Below are 16,093 nucleotides of genomic sequence, written 5' to 3' on the forward strand. Positions count from 1 at the left end.
CCGCGGCACCTCCGGCGGCGCCCGCCGCCGGCCCGGTCCCGCCCGGCGGCGCCCCGCTCCAGCCGGTGGGCGCTCCCCTCGAGAGCCCGAGGACCACCGGGCACGTCCAGCTGCCGCCCGGCGGCCCGGTGCAGATGCCGCAGCACGCCCCGGCGGGCACCGCCGTGGTGGACGCCTCCCAGGCCGCCGTCGCGGTGCTGCTGATCGGCCCGGCGGGCGCCGGCAAGACCACCGTCGCCCGGCACTGGGCCGACCAGCGGCGGGTGCCCACCGCGCACATCAGCCTGGACGACGTCCGCGAGTGGGTCCGCTCCGGCTTCGCCAACCCGCAGTCCGGCTGGAACGACAACTCCGAGGCCCAGTACCGGCTGGCCCGGCGCACCTGCGGCTTCGCCGCCCGCAACTTCCTCGCCAACGGCATCTCCTGCATCCTGGACGACGCCGTCTTCCCCGACCGCCCGGTGGTCGGCCTCGGCGGCTGGAAGCGGCACGTGGGCCCGGGCCTGCTGCCGGTGGTGATCCTTCCCGGCCTGGAGATCGTCCTGGAGCGGAACGCCGCCCGCAGCGGCAACCGGCGGCTCAGCGACGAGGAGGTCGCCCGGATCCACGGCCGCATGGCCGGCTGGTACGGCTCCGGGCTGCCCATCATCGACAACTCCCACTACGACGTGGAGACCACCGCCCGGGTCCTGGACGAGGTGGTCGCCCGGTCCATCGCCAGCCCGCCCAACTGGTAGGGCACCTCTTTCCGGCACCTCCGGGCGCTCTCGACCCGGCGCCGGCACTCTCCGTTCCGGCTCCCTCCCCGGCTACCTCCCTCAGCCCCCGCTGGGCGGGCCCCGGGCGGTGCCCCCCGGGCGGCGCCTGGCGCGCGCTTCGGCGCACTCGCCGGCGCGGGGCCGGAATCCCGGTGTCCGCACGAACGGCCCTCCACAACCGGCCCGGGCGCGCCGCACTCCGTACGCTCGGGAACATGTCCGAGGTCCACGCGTCCCGACGCACGCTGCTGCGTGAGCGGTACGCGCCGGCCGGCGCCCAGGCGGCACTGGTCTCGCAGCCCGCGAACGTGCGCTATCTGTGCGGTGCCGCCCCGGTCGGCGCCGTACTGCTGATCGGACCGGCCGGTCCCGACCAGGACACCCTGGTGTGCCCCATCGGCCCGGCGGTCGAACCCGCGGCCACGCGCCTGGACAGCGAGCTGCGCCTGGTGGCACTGCCCGAGGAGGAGCCGGACGCCGCGGTCAGCGCCGCCGGTCTGGCCGCCGCGGCCGGCGTGGAGACGCTCGCGGTGGAGGAGCACCATCTGAGCGTGGCCCGGCACCGGGCACTGGCCGCACGGGCCGGCGGGCTCCGGTTGCTCGACCTGGCCCGGGCCGTCGAGCAGCAGCGGCTGATCAAGGACGAGGAGGAGATCTCCTGTCTGCGCATCGCCGCCGAGATCGCCGACCAGGCCCTGGGCGAGCTGCTGGAGTCGATCCTGGTGGGGCGCACCGAGCGGCACCTGGCGCTGGAGTTGGAGCGCCGGCTGATCGACCACGGGGCGGACGGCCCCGCCTTCCCGACCATGGTCGGTGCCGGGCCGAACGCCGGCCGGTTCGGGCACACGCCCACCGACCGCCGGGTGGAGGAGGGCGACTTCCTCTGCATCTGCCTGGGCGCCGGCTACCGCGGATACCGCTGCGAGGTGGGGCGCACCTTCGTCATCGGCACCAGCCCCGCGGACTGGCAGATCGAGCTGTACGAGCTGGTCTTCGCCGCCCAGCGGGCCGGGCGGGAGGCGCTCGCCCCCGGCACCGCGTACCGCGAGGTGGACCGGGCGGCCCGGCATGTGCTGGACGCCGCGGGCTACGAGGAGAGCTTCGGCGGGCGGATCGGACACGGTGTGGGCCTGGAAATCGACGAGGACCCTCGGCTGTCACCCTCCGCCATGGGTAAACTGGACGCTTGCGTGCCGGTCACCGTCGAACCGGGGGTCCACCTCCCGGGCCGGGGCGGTGTCCGGATCGATGACACGCTCGTCGTCCGCTCCGAGGCGGATGGCGGGCCCGAGCTACTCACCATCACGACCAAGGAGCTGCTCGCGCTCTAGCCCAAGGGCGTCGGCGCGCGGTATCTCCTGTGGTCCACCAGCCTCAGTCCAGGAGATCCCGCAACCGTGGCATCCACGAACGACCTCAAGAACGGCATGGTGCTCAAGCTCGAAGGCGGCCAGCTCTGGTCCGTCGTCGAGTTCCAGCACGTCAAGCCCGGCAAGGGCCCTGCCTTCGTGCGCACCAAGCTGAAGAACGTGCTCTCCGGCAAGGTCGTCGACAAGACCTTCAACGCCGGCGTGAAGGTCGAGACGGCCAACGTCGACAAGCGCGGGATGCAGTTCTCGTACATGGACGGCGAGTACTTCGTGTTCATGGACATGGACACGTACGACCAGCTCCACATCGACCGCAAGACCGTCGGTGACGCCGCCAACTTCCTGCTGGAGGGCTTCGAGGCGGTCGTGGCGCAGAACGAGGGCACCGTCCTCTACGTCGAGCTGCCCGCCGCCGTCGAGCTGACCATCTCGGAGACCGAGCCCGGCCTCCAGGGCGACCGCTCCACCGGTGGCACCAAGCCGGCCACCCTGGAGACCGGTTACGAGATCCAGGTCCCGCTCTTCATCACCACCGGTGAGAAGGTCAAGGTCGACACCCGCTCCGGCGAGTACCTCGGTCGGGTGAACAGCTAACCGTGGCCGCTCGCAACAAGGCCCGCAAGCGCGCCTTCCAGATCCTCTTCGAGGCCGACCAGCGCGGCGCCACCGCGCAGCTGGTGCTCGCGGACTGGATCCGGCACGCCCGGACCGACGACCGGCAGCCGCCCGTCACCGAGTACACGATGCGGCTGGTCGAGGGGTACGCGGAGCACACCGCGCGGATCGACGAGCTGATCTCCACCTACGCGGTGGGCTGGACGCTGGACCGGATGCCGGTCGTGGACCGGAACATCCTCCGGCTCGGTGCCTACGAGCTGATCTGGGAAGACGAGACGCCGGACGCGGTGGTGATCGACGAGGCGGTGCAGCTCGCCAAGGAGTTCTCCACCGACGACTCGCCGGCCTTCGTCAACGGTCTGCTCGGCCGGCTCAAGGAGCTCAAGCCCAGCCTGCGCCGCGAGGAGCGGTAGCAGGCGGGCCCTCCAGCCCATACCAGACGCCGCCGGGGGCGGTGGAACCGAAAGGTTCCACCGCCCCCGGCGGCATGTTTCCCTGTGTTTGAGGTCCGGCCGCGCCTCGCGGGCGCGGACGGCCCGCGCTCCGCCCTCGGCGGACCACGGCCGGACCGGGCCGTCCGGGGCGCTCAGGCAGCCCTCAGGTGGTGCTCAGGCGTCCCCGGATACCGTCTGCGGTCAGACATCCTCGTGCTGGACGGCACGGCGGGCGTCCGCGCCCAGCACGCCCCAGCTGATCAGCTGCTCGGTCAGCACCGAGGGCGACTGGTCGTAGATCACCGCGAGGGTGCGCAGGTCGTCCTGGCGGATCGACAGCACCTTGCCGTTGTAATCGCCGCGCTGGCTCTGGATGGTCGCCGCGTACCGCTGCAGCGGGCCCGCCTTCTCGGCCGGGACATGGGCCAGGCGCTCAAGGTCCAGCACCAGCTTCGGCGGCGGCTCGGCGGCCCCGCCGGGAGTGGTGCCAGGCAGCAGCTCCTGCACCGGGACGCCGTAGAAGTCGGCCAGCTCGGCAAGGCGCTGCACGGTGACAGCGCGGTCACCGCGCTCGTACGAACCGACCACGACGGCCTTCCAGCGGCCCTGGGACTTCTCCTCGACGCCGTGGAGGGAGAGGCCCTGCTGGGTGCGGATGGCACGGAGCTTGGCTCCGAGCTGTTTGGCGTATTCGCTGGACATAAGGCTCCCCGGACACTTGTCAATCATGCGGCTCCGCCGCGTGCCTGTTACTCACTGTGAGGTTACGCAGCGTAATCTCCATTCGTCAAGCCGAAGGATCCCCGGGGTCCGCCGTCAGGGGCGATGACGGCCTGAGAGGTTGACCCTGCTAGTGTGAATGGCGCATTCCGACGTCCTTTAAGGTCCGTCCCGTGAGGCGGAGAAGGAGGTCCGTTTCGTATGGACGCACACACCCCACCCGCAGAGGTCATCCCACCGCGACCGGTGCTCGAGGCACCGGACATCGCCCGGGTGCTGACCCGTATCGCCCATGAGATCGTCGAGCGCGCCAAGGGCGCCGAGAACGTGGTGCTCCTGGGCATCCCCACCCGCGGGGTCCACCTCGCCCGGCGACTGGCCGCCAAGCTGACCGAGATCACCGGCCGCGACGTCCCGGTGGGCTCGCTCGACATCACCATGTACCGCGACGACCTGCGGCTCCGCCCGGCCCGGGCGCTCTCCCGCACCGAGATCCCCAAGGACGGGATCGAGGGCAGCGTGGTGATCCTCGTCGATGACGTGCTCTTCTCCGGCCGCACCATCCGCGCCGCCCTGGACGCGCTGAACGACATCGGCCGCCCGCGCGCGGTCCGGCTCGCGGTCCTGGTGGACCGGGGCCACCGCGAGCTGCCGATCCGCGCCGACTACGTGGGCAAGAACCTCCCCACGTCACTGCGGGAGACGGTCAAGGTGCAGCTCGCCGAGGAGGACGGCCGCGACAGCGTGCTCCTCGGGCTGGGGGAGACCTCCCCGGCCGAGGGTTAGGCAGCGGACGGGTCGGACCACCCCGTCCGCGAGGCGGTGGACCGAGGCGCGACCCGGCGACGCCGAACGGCGCGCCCCCGCCTGCCCGCCGCCGCCCGCACGGGGTGCCGGCCCGCTCCTCGAGCGAGGATTCGCCCGCCTGTAGCCCACCTCACCCGTCAAGCGAGGTTTTGTGCCTCCTTGCCCCCTTGCCCCGTCGCCTGCACACCGTCCGCCCCCCAAACACGGAGTAACCGGATGAAGCGTCACCTCATCTCGGCCGCCGATCTCACCCGCGACGACGCCGTACTCATCCTCGACACCGCCGAGGAGCTGGCCCGGGTCGCGGACCGGCCGATCAAGAAGCTGCCCACCCTGCGCGGCCGAACCGTGGTCAACCTCTTCTTCGAGGACTCGACCCGGACCCGAATCTCCTTCGAGGCCGCCGCCAAGCGGCTCTCCGCCGACGTCATCAACTTCTCCGCCAAGGGCTCCTCGGTCTCCAAGGGCGAGTCCCTGAAGGACACCGCGCTCACCCTGGAGGCGATGGGCGCCGACGCCGTCGTCATCCGGCACCACGACTCCGGCGCCCCGCACCGGCTGGCCACCTCCGGGTGGATCGGCGGCTCGGTGGTCAACGCCGGCGACGGCACCCACGAGCACCCCACCCAGGCGCTGCTGGACGCCTTCACCATGCGCCGGCGGCTGGTCGGCGCGGACACCGGACTCGGCCGCGACCTGTCCGGCCGCCGCATCACCATCGTCGGCGACGTGCTGCACAGCCGGGTCGCCCGCTCCAACGTCCACCTGCTCACCACGCTCGGTGCCGAGGTCACCCTGGTCGCCCCGCCCACCCTGGTGCCGGTCGGCGTCGGGGCGTGGCCCTGCGAGGTGAGCTACGACCTGGACGCGGTGCTCGGCAAGTCCGACGCGGTGATGATGCTGCGCGTCCAGCGCGAGCGGATGAACGCCGCCTTCTTCCCCACCGAGCGTGAGTACGCCCGCCGCTACGGCCTGGACGGCGACCGGATGGCCACCATGCCCGAGCACGCCATCGTGATGCACCCCGGCCCGATGAACCGCGGCATGGAGATCACCGCGGAGGTCGCCGACTCCGCGCGCTGCACCGCCGTCGAACAGGTCGCCAACGGCGTCAGCATCCGCATGGCCGTCCTCTACCTGCTGCTCAGCGGTGCCGTGCCGGAGGAGCCGGCGGCAGGCCAGACCCGTACCGAGGAGAGCAAGTAACCATGACCGAGACCACCACGACCACCGTCACCCTTCTCCGCGGCGCGAAGATCCTCGGCGGCGAGCCCGCCGACGTCCTCATCGAGGGCGAGACCGTCACCGCCGTCGGCACCGGCCTGGAGGCCCCCCAGGGCGCCACCGTCATCGAGGCCGAGGGACGGGTCCTGCTGCCCGGCCTGGTCGACCTCCACACCCACCTGCGCGAGCCCGGCCGGGAGGACTCCGAGACCGTCCTGACCGGCACCCGGGCCGCCGCCATGGGCGGCTACACCGCCGTGCACGCCATGGCCAACACCTTCCCGGTCGCCGACACCGCCGGCGTGGTGGAGCAGGTCTGGCGGCTGGGCAAGGAGTCCGGATACTGCGACGTCCAGCCGGTCGGCGCGGTCACCGTGGGCCTGGAGGGCCGCAAGCTCGCCGAGCTGGGCGCCATGCACGACTCCGCCGCCGGCGTGCGGGTCTTCTCCGACGACGGCAAGTGCGTCGACGACGCGGTGATCATGCGTCGGGCGCTGGAGTACGTGAAGGCCTTCGACGGCGTGATCGCCCAGCACGCCCAGGAGCCCCGGCTCACCGAGGGCGCCCAGATGAACGAGGGCCTCGTCTCGGCCGAACTCGGACTGGCCGGCTGGCCCGCCGTCGCCGAGGAGTCGATCATCGCCCGCGACGTACTGCTCGCCGCGCACGTCGGCTCCCGGGTGCACATCTGCCACCTGTCCACCGCCGGCTCGGTGGAGATCGTCCGCTGGGCCAAGTCCAAGGGCTGGAACGTCACCGCCGAGGTGACCCCGCACCACCTGCTCCTCACCGACGAGCTGGTCCGCTCCTACGACCCGGTCTACAAGGTCAACCCGCCGCTGCGCACCGAGGCCGACGTTCTGGCGCTGCGCGAGGCGCTGGCCGACGGCACCATCGACTGCGTGGCCACCGACCACGCCCCGCACCCGCACGAGGACAAGGACTGCGAGTGGGGCGCCGCGGCCATGGGCATGGTCGGCCTGGAGACGGCGCTCTCCGTGGTGCAGCACACCATGGTGGACACCGGACTGCTCGACTGGGCGCAGATCGCCGACCGGATGTCCTTCCGGCCCGCCGCCATCGGCCGGCTCGCCGGCCACGGCCGCCCCATCGCCGCCGGGGAGCCCGCCAACCTCACGCTGCTCGATCCGGCATACCGTGGTGAGGTGAACCCCGCGGAGTTCGTCTCCCGCAGCCGCAACACGCCGTACCGCGGCCTGGAGCTGCCGGGCCGAGTGACGCACACCTTCCTGCGGGGCCGAGCCACGGTCGTAGACGGGAAGCTGACGTGACACCTCTGATGCAACTGGCCGCCGAGCAGAAGTCCCAGGAAGTCACCGACTGGGCCGCGCGCATCGGCTGGGTCGCCGGACTGGTCCTGCTGATCGGCCTGGTCTACTGGCTGATGCGGGAGGGCTGGAAGTGGCGCGGTACGCTCCAGAACGACCTGCCCGAGCTGCCCCAGGCCCCCGCCGACCCGGGCCCCGCCCGACTGCGGATGACCGGCCGCTACCACGGCTCCACCACCGCCGGGCAGTGGCTGGACCGGATCGTCGCCCAGGGGCTCGGCACCCGCAGCCGCGTCGACCTCACCCTGACGGAGCAGGGCGACCTGATCGTCCTGCGACCGGGTGCCCAGGACTTCGCGGTGCCCGCCCAGGCGCTCCGCGGCGCCCGACTCGACAAGGGAATCGCCGGCAAGGTGCTCGCCGAGGGCGGCCTGCTGGTGATCACCTGGGAGCACGGCGACCGGCTGATCGACTCCGGCTTCCGCTCCGACCGGGCCGCCGAGCACGCGGCCTGGCTCGACGCACTCAACCCCTCACGCGGCGACAGCGCGGTCGCCGTCCAGCACCACCAGGAAGGCCCATCATGACGACCTCCCACCGGGGTTCCGCACGGAACGCGGCCCCCGCCGTACTCGTACTGGAGGACGGGCGCACCTTCCGTGGCCGTGCCTACGGGGCGGTGGGGGAGACCTTCGGCGAGGCCGTGTTCTCCACCGGCATGACCGGTTACCAGGAGACCCTCACCGACCCCTCGTACCACCGCCAGGTGGTCGTGATGACCGCCCCGCACGTCGGCAACACCGGCGTCAACGACGAGGACCCCGAATCCGGGCGGATCTGGGTCTCCGGCTACGTGGTCCGCGACCCCGCCCGGATCCCGTCCAACTGGCGCGCCCGCCGCTCCCTCGACGAGGAACTCGCCGCCCAGGGCGTGGTCGGCATCAGCGGCATCGACACCCGCGCCCTCACCCGCCACCTGCGTGAGCGCGGGGCCATGCGGGTGGGCATCTTCTCCGGCGCGGCGCTGGCCGAGGACGCCGCGCTGCTCGCCAGGGTGCAGGCCGCCCCGCAGATGAAGGGCGCCGACCTGAGCGGCGAGGTCGCCGCCGCCGAGGCGTACACCGTCCCCGCCATCGGCACCAAGCGCTTCACCGTGGCCGCCGTGGACCTGGGCATCAAGGGCATGACCCCGCACCGGATGGCCGAGCGCGGCATCGAGGTGCGGGTACTGCCCGCCTCCGCGACCATCGAGGACGTGTACGCGGTCGACCCCGACGGCGTCTTCTTCTCCAACGGCCCGGGCGACCCGGCCACCGCGGACCACGCCGTCGCCGTGATGCGCGCCGTGCTGGAGCGGAAGACCCCGCTCTTCGGCATCTGCTTCGGCAACCAGATCCTGGGCCGTGCGCTGGGCCTGGGCACGTACAAGCTCAAGTACGGCCACCGCGGCATCAACCAGCCGGTCCAGGACCGCACCACCGGCAAGGTCGAGATCACCGCGCACAACCACGGGTTCGCCGTCGACGCCCCGCTCGACCGCGCCTTCGACACCCCCTACGGCCGGGCCGAGGTCTCCCACGTCTGCCTCAACGACGACGTGGTCGAGGGTCTGCGGTGCCTCGACGTCCCCGCCTTCAGCGTCCAGTACCACCCCGAAGCCGCCGCAGGTCCGCACGATGCCGCGTACCTGTTCGACCGCTTCGTGTCCCTGATGGAGGGCCAGCGTGCCTAAGCGCACCGACATCCAGTCCGTTCTCGTCATCGGCTCCGGCCCGATCGTCATCGGCCAGGCCGCCGAGTTCGACTACTCCGGCACCCAGGCCTGCCGGGTCCTCAAGGCCGAGGGGCTGCGGGTCATCCTGGTCAACTCCAACCCCGCCACGATCATGACCGACCCGGAGATCGCCGACGCGACCTACGTCGAGCCGATCACCCCGGAGTTCGTCGAGAAGATCATCGCCAAGGAGCGCCCGGACGCCCTGCTGCCCACCCTCGGCGGCCAGACCGCGCTGAACACCGCGATCTCGCTGCACGAGGCGGGCACCCTCGGCAAGTACGGCGTGGAGCTGATCGGCGCCAACGTCGAGGCCATCCACAAGGGCGAGGACCGCGACCTGTTCAAGGAGGTCGTGGAGGCGGTCAACGCCAAGATCGGCCACGGCGAGTCCGCCCGCTCGGTGATCTGCCACACCATGGACGAGGTGCTGGCGGGCGTGGAGACGCTCGGCGGCTACCCGGTCGTGGTCCGCCCCTCCTTCACCATGGGCGGCGCCGGCTCCGGCTTCGCGCACGACGAGGAGGAGCTGCGCCGCATCGCCGGCCAGGGCCTCACGCTCTCCCCGACCACCGAGGTGCTCCTGGAGGAGTCCATCCTCGGCTGGAAGGAGTACGAGCTGGAGCTGATGCGCGACAAGCACGACAACGTGGTGGTCGTCTGCTCCATCGAGAACTTCGACCCGATGGGCGTGCACACCGGTGACTCGATCACCGTGGCCCCGGCGATGACGCTCACCGACCGCGAGTACCAGATCCTCCGCGACATCGGCATCGCGGTGATCCGCGAGGTCGGCGTGGACACCGGCGGCTGCAACATCCAGTTCGCGGTCAACCCGGACGACGGCCGGGTCATCGTCATCGAGATGAACCCCCGGGTCTCCCGCTCCTCGGCGCTGGCGTCCAAGGCCACCGGCTTCCCGATCGCGAAGATCGCTGCCCGGCTCGCCGTCGGCTACACCCTGGACGAGATCCCCAACGACATCACCGAGCAGACCCCGGCCTCCTTCGAGCCCACCCTCGACTACGTGGTGGTCAAGGTCCCGCGGTTCGCGTTCGAGAAGTTCCCGGCCGCGGACGCCAGCCTGACCACCACCATGAAGTCGGTGGGCGAGGCCATGGCGATCGGCCGCAACTTCACCGAGGCGCTGCAGAAGGCCCTGCGCTCGCTGGAGAAGAAGGGCAGCCAGTTCGACTTCACCGGGGAGCCCGGCGACGCGGCCCCGCTGCTGGAGCGGGCCGCGGTCCCCACCGACGGCCGGATCAACACCGTGATGCAGGCCATCCGGGCCGGCGCCACCCCCCAGCAGGTGTTCGAGGCCACCCGGATCGACCCCTGGTTCGTCGACCAGCTCTTCCTGATCAAGGAGGTCGCCGACGAGCTGGCCGCCGCCGAGGAGCTCGGCCCCGAGCTGCTCGCCGAGGCCAAGCGGCACGGCTTCTCGGACGCCCAGATCGCGGCCGTCCGAGGGCTCGGCGAGGAGGTCGTGCGCCACCTGCGGCACGCCCTGGGCGTCCGCCCGGTCTACAAGACCGTGGACACCTGCGCCGCCGAGTTCGCCGCGCGGACCCCGTACTTCTACTCCTCCTACGACGAGGAGAGCGAGGTCGCCCCGCGCGAGAAGCCGGCCGTGATCATCCTCGGCTCCGGCCCCAACCGCATCGGCCAGGGCATCGAGTTCGACTACTCCTGCGTCCACGCCTCCTTCGCGCTGCACGACGCCGGGTACGAGACCGTGATGGTCAACTGCAACCCGGAGACCGTCTCCACCGACTACGACACCTCCGACCGGCTCTACTTCGAGCCGCTCACCCTGGAGGACGTGCTGGAGATCGTGCACGCCGAGACCCAGGCCGGGCCGGTGGCCGGGGTGATCGTGCAGCTCGGCGGGCAGACCCCGCTGGGCCTGGCCCAGGCGCTCAAGGACAACGGCGTACCGGTGGTGGGCACCTCCCCGGAGGCCATCCACGCCGCCGAGGACCGCGGCGCCTTCGGCCGGGTGCTCACCGAGGCCGGCCTGCCCGCGCCCAAGTACGGCACCGCCTTCTCCTTCGAGGAGGCCAAGCTCATCGCCGCGGAGATCGGCTACCCGGTCATGGTGCGCCCCTCCTACGTGCTGGGCGGACGCGGCATGGAGATCGTCTACGACGAGCCCTCGCTCGGCGCCTACCTGGAGCGGCACGCCGGTCTGATCTCCGAGCACCCGGTGCTCATCGACCGCTTCCTGGACGACGCCATAGAGATCGACGTGGACGCGCTCTACGACGGCACCGAGCTCTACCTCGGCGGTGTCATGGAGCACATCGAGGAGGCCGGCATCCACTCCGGCGACTCGGCGTGCGCGCTGCCCCCGATCACCCTGGGCGGCTTCGACATCAAGCGGCTGCGCGCCTCCACCGAGGCGATCGCCGAGGGCGTCGGGGTGCGCGGACTGATCAACATCCAGTTCGCGATGGCCGGCGACATCCTCTACGTCCTGGAGGCCAACCCGCGCGCCTCCCGCACCGTCCCGTTCACCTCCAAGGCCACCGCGGTCCCGCTGGCCAAGGCCGCCGCCCGGATCTCGCTGGGCGCCACCATCGCCGAGCTGCGCGCCGAGGGCCTGCTGCCGGCGCAGGGCGACGGCGGCACCCTGCCGCTGGACGCGCCGATCTCGGTCAAGGAGGCCGTGATGCCCTGGTCGCGCTTCCGGGACACCTCCGGGCGCGGCGTGGACACGGTGCTCGGCCCGGAGATGCGCTCCACCGGTGAGGTCATGGGCATCGACTCGGTCTTCGGCACCGCCTACGCCAAGTCGCAGGCCGGCGCGTACGGCGCGCTGCCCACCAAGGGCCGGGCCTTCGTCTCGGTGGCCAACCGCGACAAGCGGGCGATGATCTTCCCGGCCCGCGAACTGGTGGCCCACGGCTTCGAGCTGCTGGCCACCTCGGGCACCGCGGAGGTGCTCCGGCGCCACGGGATCAACGCCACCGTGGTGCGCAAGCACAGTGAGGGCGAGGGCCCGAACGGCGAGCAGACCATCGTCCAGCTCATCCACGCCGGACAGGTGGACCTGATCGTCAACACCCCGTACGGCACCGGCGGCCGACTGGACGGCTACGACATCCGCACCGCGGCCGTCGCCCGCGGCGTCCCGTGCCTGACCACGGTGCAGGCGCTCGCCGCCGCCGTGCAGGGCATCGAGGCGCTCACCCGCGGCGACATCGGCGTCCGCTCGCTCCAGGAGCACGCCGAGTACCTGATCGCCGCCCGCGAGGAGTAGCAGCGACCGAGGGGGACGCCGGCTCGCACACCGCGACCGGCGTCCCCCTCCGTGCGAGCCCCCACCCCTCCGCGCAGAAAGCCCCCATCCGTATGTACCCGCTCCTCTTCCGGCTCTTCTTCCGCCGCCTGGACGCCGAGAAGGCCCACCACCTGGCCTTCGGCTGGATCCGGCTGGCCGCCCGCATCCCGGTTCTGCGCACCTTCGTGGCCGCCGTGCTGGCCCCCCGCCACAAGGCGCTGCGCACCGAGGCACTGGGCCTGCGGATGCACGGCCCGTTCGGCCTGGCCGCCGGCTTCGACAAGAACGCCACCGGCATCGACGGACTGGCGATGCTCGGCTTCGACCATGTCGAGATCGGCACCGTCACCGGCGAGCCGCAGCCCGGCAACCCCAAGAAGCGGCTGTTCCGGCTGGTGCCGGACCGGGCGCTGATCAACCGCATGGGCTTCAACAACGACGGCTCCGCGGTGGTCGCCGAGCGCCTGGCCGCCCGCCGGCCCGTCTTCCGCACCACCCTGGGCGTCAACATCGGCAAGACCAAGGCCGTCCCCGAGGCGGAGGCCGTCGCCGACTACGTGGCCTCCACCGAGCGGCTGGCCGCGCACGCCGACTACCTGGTGGTCAACGTCTCCTCGCCGAACACCCCCGGCCTGCGCAACCTCCAGGCCACCGAGGCGCTGCGCCCGCTGCTGACCGCCGTACGGGAGGCCGCCGACCGCAGCGTGCCGCAGCGCCGGGTCCCGCTGCTGGTGAAGATCGCCCCGGACCTCGCCGACGAGGACGTGGACGCGGTCGCCGACCTCGCCGTCGAACTCGGCCTGGACGGCATCATCGCCACCAACACCACCATCGCCCGAGAGGGCCTGGGCCTCGCCTCGGCCCCGGAACTGGTGGCCGAGACCGGCGGGCTGTCCGGAGCCCCGCTCAAGGACCGCTCGCTCCAGGTGCTGCGCCGGCTGTACGCACGGGTCGGCGACCGCATCACCCTGATCGGCGTGGGCGGCGTCGAGACCGCCGACGACGCCTGGGAGCGGATCCTCGCGGGGGCGACGCTGGTCCAGGGCTACAGCGCGTTCATCTACCAGGGGCCGTTCTGGTGCCGGAAGATCCACCGGGGGCTGGCGGCGCGGCTGGCGGCGAGCCCGTACGGGACGCTCGCGGAAGCGGTGGGGGCGGAGGCGCGTCGTGGCTGAGGTTCCGTCTTGTGTGGACGCCGGTGGCACTGCGCTGTGCCAGCCCTCCTCCAAGCACTTCGTGCAGGGGGGACCCCCAACCCCACCCCGGGCACTCCGCATCGCCGACACAACGATCTCCCACGGCATTAACGATCTCCCACAGCTTTGGAGGGTCCTTCCGTGACTGACGCCCCCGTTCCCTTCGGCGCGCGGCTGCGCGCCGCCATGGACACCCGCGGGCCGCTGTGCGTCGGCATCGACCCGCACGCCTCGCTGCTGGCCGACTGGGGCCTGGGCGAGGACATCGCGGGCCTGGAGCGCTTCACCCGCACCGTGGTCGAGGCGCTGGCCGAGCGGGTGGCCGTGCTCAAGCCGCAGTCCGCCTTCTTCGAGCGCTTCGGCTCCCGGGGCGTCGCGGTGCTGGAGCGCGCGGTCGCCGACGCGCGGTCGGCCGGGGCCCTGGTGCTGATGGACGCCAAGCGCGGCGACATCGGCTCCACCATGGCCGCGTACGCCGCGACCTATCTGGACCCGGCCTCCCCGCTGTTCTCGGACGCCGTCACGGTCAGCCCCTACCTGGGCTTCGGCTCGCTGCGCCCGGCCCTGGACCTGGCGCGGCGGCACGGTTCGGGCGTCTTCGTGCTGGCCCTGACCTCCAACCCGGAGGGCGCCGAGGTGCAGCACGCGGTGCGCGCCGACGGCAGCACGGTGGGGGCCACCATGCTGGAGCGGCTGCGCGAGGAGAACGAGCCGGAGGTCCGGGCGGGCACGCTGGGCTCCTTCGGGGCGGTCGTGGGAGCCACGCTGGGCGACCTGTCCGCGTACGACCTGGCGATCGGCGGGCCGCTGCTCGCCCCGGGCATCGGCGCCCAGGGGGCGACCCCCGCGGACCTGCCCCGGGTGTTCGGCGCCGCGGTCCGCGAGGTGGTGCCGAACGTCAGCCGGGGGGTGCTCCGGCACGGTCCGGACGCGGCCAGCCTGGTGGCCGCCGCGGAGCGTTTCGCCGAGGAAGTGCGCGCTGCGGCCGGATAACCCGGCCACTTTGCCCTGAAAAGTCCTGGTCGATCGAGTCTGACCAGGACTTTTCCTCTGTTCTCGCTGACTGGAGCGGCCATGGCCGCTAGTCTCCGTGACGAGCGGTCGCGCAAGCGCGTTGCGCGTTGCTCCCCAGGTGAGGGGCGACTAGGTTCCTCACCGGTCCATATCCGACAGTTCGACATCCGAGGTGACGTAGGCGTGGCTCTTCCGCCCCTTACCCCTGAACAGCGCGCAGCCGCGCTCGAAAAGGCCGCCGCGGCTCGCCGGGAGCGCGCCGAGGTCAAGAATCGGCTCAAGCACTCCGGCGCCTCCCTGCACGAGGTCATCAAGCAGGGCCAGGAGAACGATGTGATCGGCAAGATGAAGGTGAGCGCCCTGCTCGAATCCCTGCCGGGCGTGGGCAAGGTCCGCGCCAAGCAGATCATGGAGCGGCTCGGCATCTCCGAGAGCCGCCGGGTGCGCGGTCTCGGTTCCAACCAGATCGCCTCGCTCGAGCGAGAGTTCGGCGGCGGCGCCGCCTGACGTTTCCAGGCACCCTCGGGAACCTGGATAATCGCAGCATGAGTACTACGGTCTCCCGGGGGACGGAAGCCCCCGTTCCCCCGGCCAGACGCCCGCGGCTGACCGTGCTCTCCGGCCCCTCCGGGGTCGGCAAGAGCACGGTCGTCGCGCATCTGCGCAAGGCACATCCCGAGGTCTGGCTCTCGGTCTCCGCCACCACCCGCACGCCGCGACCCGGCGAGCGGGACGGCGTCCAGTACCACTTCGTCGACGACGAGGTCTTCGACAAGCTCATCGCCAACGGCGAGCTGCTGGAGTGGGCCGAGTTCGCGGGCAACCGCTACGGCACCCCGCGGGAGGCCGTCCAGCAGCGCCTGGAGAAGGGCGAGCCGGTCCTGCTGGAGATCGATCTGCAGGGCGCCCGGCAGGTCCGGGAATCGATGCCCGAGGCGCAGCTGGTCTTCCTGGCCCCGCCCAGCTGGGACGAGCTGGTCCGCCGCCTGACCGGCCGCGGCACCGAGGCGCCGGACGTGATCGAGCGCCGGCTGGCCGCCGCCAAGGTCGAGCTGGCCGCGGAGCCCGAGTTCGACCAGACCCTGGTCAACACCTCCGTCGAGGACGTAGCGGCCGAGCTGCTAGCCTTGATGGGAATTGTTTGATCTTTTTCCTGATAGATCCCCCTGGTGGATCCGCTGATCCCCTGGTCTGCTGATCCCCTGATCCACTGATCCCCCCATTCTCCATTCGGAAGGCTGAGGCAGAGAGTGTCCTCTTCCATCACCGCGCCCGAGGGCATCATCAACCCGCCGATTGATGAGCTGCTCGAGGCTACGGACTCGAAGTACAGCCTCGTGATCTACGCCGCCAAGCGCGCGCGCCAGATCAACGCGTACTACTCGCAGCTCGGCGAGGGCCTGCTGGAGTACGTCGGTCCGCTGGTGGACACCCACGTCCACGAGAAGCCGCTCTCCATCGCGCTGCGCGAGATCAACGCGGGGCTGCTGACCTCGGAGGCCATCGAGAGCCCGGCCTCCTGAGGCCAGGCCGCGACGGCCGCTGATCTGTCATCCCGGGCCCGGCAGTAGCATCTGCCGGGCCCGAGGTGTGCCGTGGGCAAGGG

General features: G+C 71.7%; 16 protein-coding genes. 15 read left to right on the forward strand and 1 reads right to left on the reverse strand.

The window, feature by feature from the left end:
• The 4 genes from E4099_RS03685 to nusB all read left to right on the forward strand — a co-directional run.
• A partial coding sequence (locus E4099_RS03685; RefSeq protein ID WP_245244577.1) for an AAA family ATPase occupies window positions 1-737 on the forward strand: 737 nt, incomplete at its 5' end.
• Window positions 738-973: 236 nt separating this feature from the next.
• Window positions 974-2,089, forward strand: coding sequence for an aminopeptidase P family protein (locus E4099_RS03690; protein WP_135337452.1), 1,116 nt, complete (start codon window positions 974-976; stop codon window positions 2,087-2,089).
• 66 nt (window positions 2,090-2,155) lie between these two features.
• Window positions 2,156-2,722 (forward strand): elongation factor P, encoded by a 567-nt coding sequence (gene efp / locus E4099_RS03695; protein ID WP_135337453.1) that lies wholly within the window; start codon window positions 2,156-2,158, stop codon window positions 2,720-2,722.
• A gap of 2 nt (window positions 2,723-2,724) precedes the next feature.
• Window positions 2,725-3,159: a transcription antitermination factor NusB gene (gene nusB / locus E4099_RS03700; RefSeq protein WP_135337454.1), complete on the forward strand. Its 435-nt coding sequence runs from the start codon at window positions 2,725-2,727 to the stop codon at window positions 3,157-3,159.
• Between the two features lie 222 nt (window positions 3,160-3,381).
• Here nusB and bldD read toward each other — a convergent pair whose 3' ends face one another.
• Window positions 3,382-3,882: a transcriptional regulator BldD gene (gene bldD, locus E4099_RS03705; RefSeq protein ID WP_135337455.1), complete on the reverse strand. Its 501-nt coding sequence runs from the start codon at window positions 3,880-3,882 to the stop codon at window positions 3,382-3,384.
• A 219-nt stretch (window positions 3,883-4,101) separates the two neighbouring features.
• Here bldD and pyrR point away from each other — a divergent pair, with 219 nt between their 5' ends.
• The 11 genes from pyrR to rpoZ all read left to right on the forward strand — a co-directional run bounded on the left by pyrR (window position 4,102) and on the right by rpoZ (window position 16,010).
• On the forward strand, window positions 4,102-4,686 hold the full coding sequence (gene pyrR, locus E4099_RS03710) for a bifunctional pyr operon transcriptional regulator/uracil phosphoribosyltransferase PyrR (protein ID WP_135337456.1): 585 nt from the start codon (window positions 4,102-4,104) through the stop codon (window positions 4,684-4,686).
• 237 nt (window positions 4,687-4,923) lie between these two features.
• Complete coding sequence (locus E4099_RS03715; RefSeq protein WP_135337457.1) at window positions 4,924-5,913, forward strand: aspartate carbamoyltransferase catalytic subunit; 990 nt, start codon at window positions 4,924-4,926, stop codon at window positions 5,911-5,913.
• Between the two features lie 2 nt (window positions 5,914-5,915).
• Window positions 5,916-7,223: a dihydroorotase gene (locus E4099_RS03720; protein ID WP_135337458.1), complete on the forward strand. Its 1,308-nt coding sequence runs from the start codon at window positions 5,916-5,918 to the stop codon at window positions 7,221-7,223.
• Entirely contained in the window at window positions 7,220-7,807 is a 588-nt protein-coding gene (locus E4099_RS03725) for a PH-like domain-containing protein (protein WP_167828285.1), read from the forward strand. Before E4099_RS03720 ends, E4099_RS03725 begins: the two co-directional genes overlap by 4 nt.
• Window positions 7,804-8,952 carry a glutamine-hydrolyzing carbamoyl-phosphate synthase small subunit gene (gene carA, locus E4099_RS03730; protein ID WP_135337459.1) on the forward strand — a complete coding sequence of 383 codons (1,149 nt, stop codon included), beginning with the start codon at window positions 7,804-7,806 and terminating at the stop codon, window positions 8,950-8,952. The genes E4099_RS03725 and carA overlap by 4 nt, the downstream gene beginning before the upstream one ends.
• On the forward strand, window positions 8,945-12,256 hold the full coding sequence (gene carB / locus E4099_RS03735; protein WP_135337460.1) for a carbamoyl-phosphate synthase large subunit: 3,312 nt from the start codon (window positions 8,945-8,947) through the stop codon (window positions 12,254-12,256). The genes carA and carB overlap by 8 nt, the downstream gene beginning before the upstream one ends.
• A gap of 92 nt (window positions 12,257-12,348) precedes the next feature.
• On the forward strand, window positions 12,349-13,452 hold the full coding sequence (locus E4099_RS03740) for a quinone-dependent dihydroorotate dehydrogenase (protein WP_135337461.1): 1,104 nt from the start codon (window positions 12,349-12,351) through the stop codon (window positions 13,450-13,452).
• 162 nt (window positions 13,453-13,614) lie between these two features.
• Window positions 13,615-14,466, forward strand: a complete 852-nt coding sequence (pyrF, locus tag E4099_RS03745) for an orotidine-5'-phosphate decarboxylase (protein WP_280923473.1) — start codon at window positions 13,615-13,617, stop codon at window positions 14,464-14,466.
• A gap of 204 nt (window positions 14,467-14,670) precedes the next feature.
• Window positions 14,671-14,994: an integration host factor gene (locus E4099_RS03750; protein WP_005319887.1), complete on the forward strand. Its 324-nt coding sequence runs from the start codon at window positions 14,671-14,673 to the stop codon at window positions 14,992-14,994.
• Window positions 14,995-15,032: 38 nt separating this feature from the next.
• On the forward strand, window positions 15,033-15,632 hold the full coding sequence (gene gmk, locus E4099_RS03755; protein ID WP_135337462.1) for a guanylate kinase: 600 nt from the start codon (window positions 15,033-15,035) through the stop codon (window positions 15,630-15,632).
• Window positions 15,633-15,737: 105 nt separating this feature from the next.
• A complete protein-coding gene (gene rpoZ, locus E4099_RS03760) occupies window positions 15,738-16,010 on the forward strand; it encodes a DNA-directed RNA polymerase subunit omega (protein ID WP_135337463.1) in 273 nt (90 codons plus the stop codon).
• Window positions 16,011-16,093: the final 83 nt, after the last annotated feature.

Source organism: Streptomyces palmae (genome assembly GCF_004684805.1).
GTDB lineage: Bacteria > Actinomycetota > Actinomycetes > Streptomycetales > Streptomycetaceae > Streptomyces > Streptomyces palmae.

Excerpts from the sequence above, each read along its gene's own strand:
- E4099_RS03690 (WP_135337452.1), top strand. The coding sequence starts at position 974 with ATGTCCGAGGTCCACGCGTCCCGACGCACGCTGCTGCGTGAGCGGTAC.
- gmk (WP_135337462.1), top strand. The coding sequence starts at position 15,033 with ATGAGTACTACGGTCTCCCGGGGGACGGAAGCCCCCGTTCCCCCGGCC.
- carA (WP_135337459.1), top strand. The coding sequence starts at position 7,804 with ATGACGACCTCCCACCGGGGTTCCGCACGGAACGCGGCCCCCGCCGTA.
- bldD (WP_135337455.1), bottom strand. The coding sequence starts at position 3,882 with ATGTCCAGCGAATACGCCAAACAGCTCGGAGCCAAGCTCCGTGCCATC.
- E4099_RS03715 (WP_135337457.1), top strand. The coding sequence starts at position 4,924 with ATGAAGCGTCACCTCATCTCGGCCGCCGATCTCACCCGCGACGACGCC.
- E4099_RS03740 (WP_135337461.1), top strand. The coding sequence starts at position 12,349 with ATGTACCCGCTCCTCTTCCGGCTCTTCTTCCGCCGCCTGGACGCCGAG.
- E4099_RS03720 (WP_135337458.1), top strand. The coding sequence starts at position 5,916 with ATGACCGAGACCACCACGACCACCGTCACCCTTCTCCGCGGCGCGAAG.
- pyrR (WP_135337456.1), top strand. The coding sequence starts at position 4,102 with ATGGACGCACACACCCCACCCGCAGAGGTCATCCCACCGCGACCGGTG.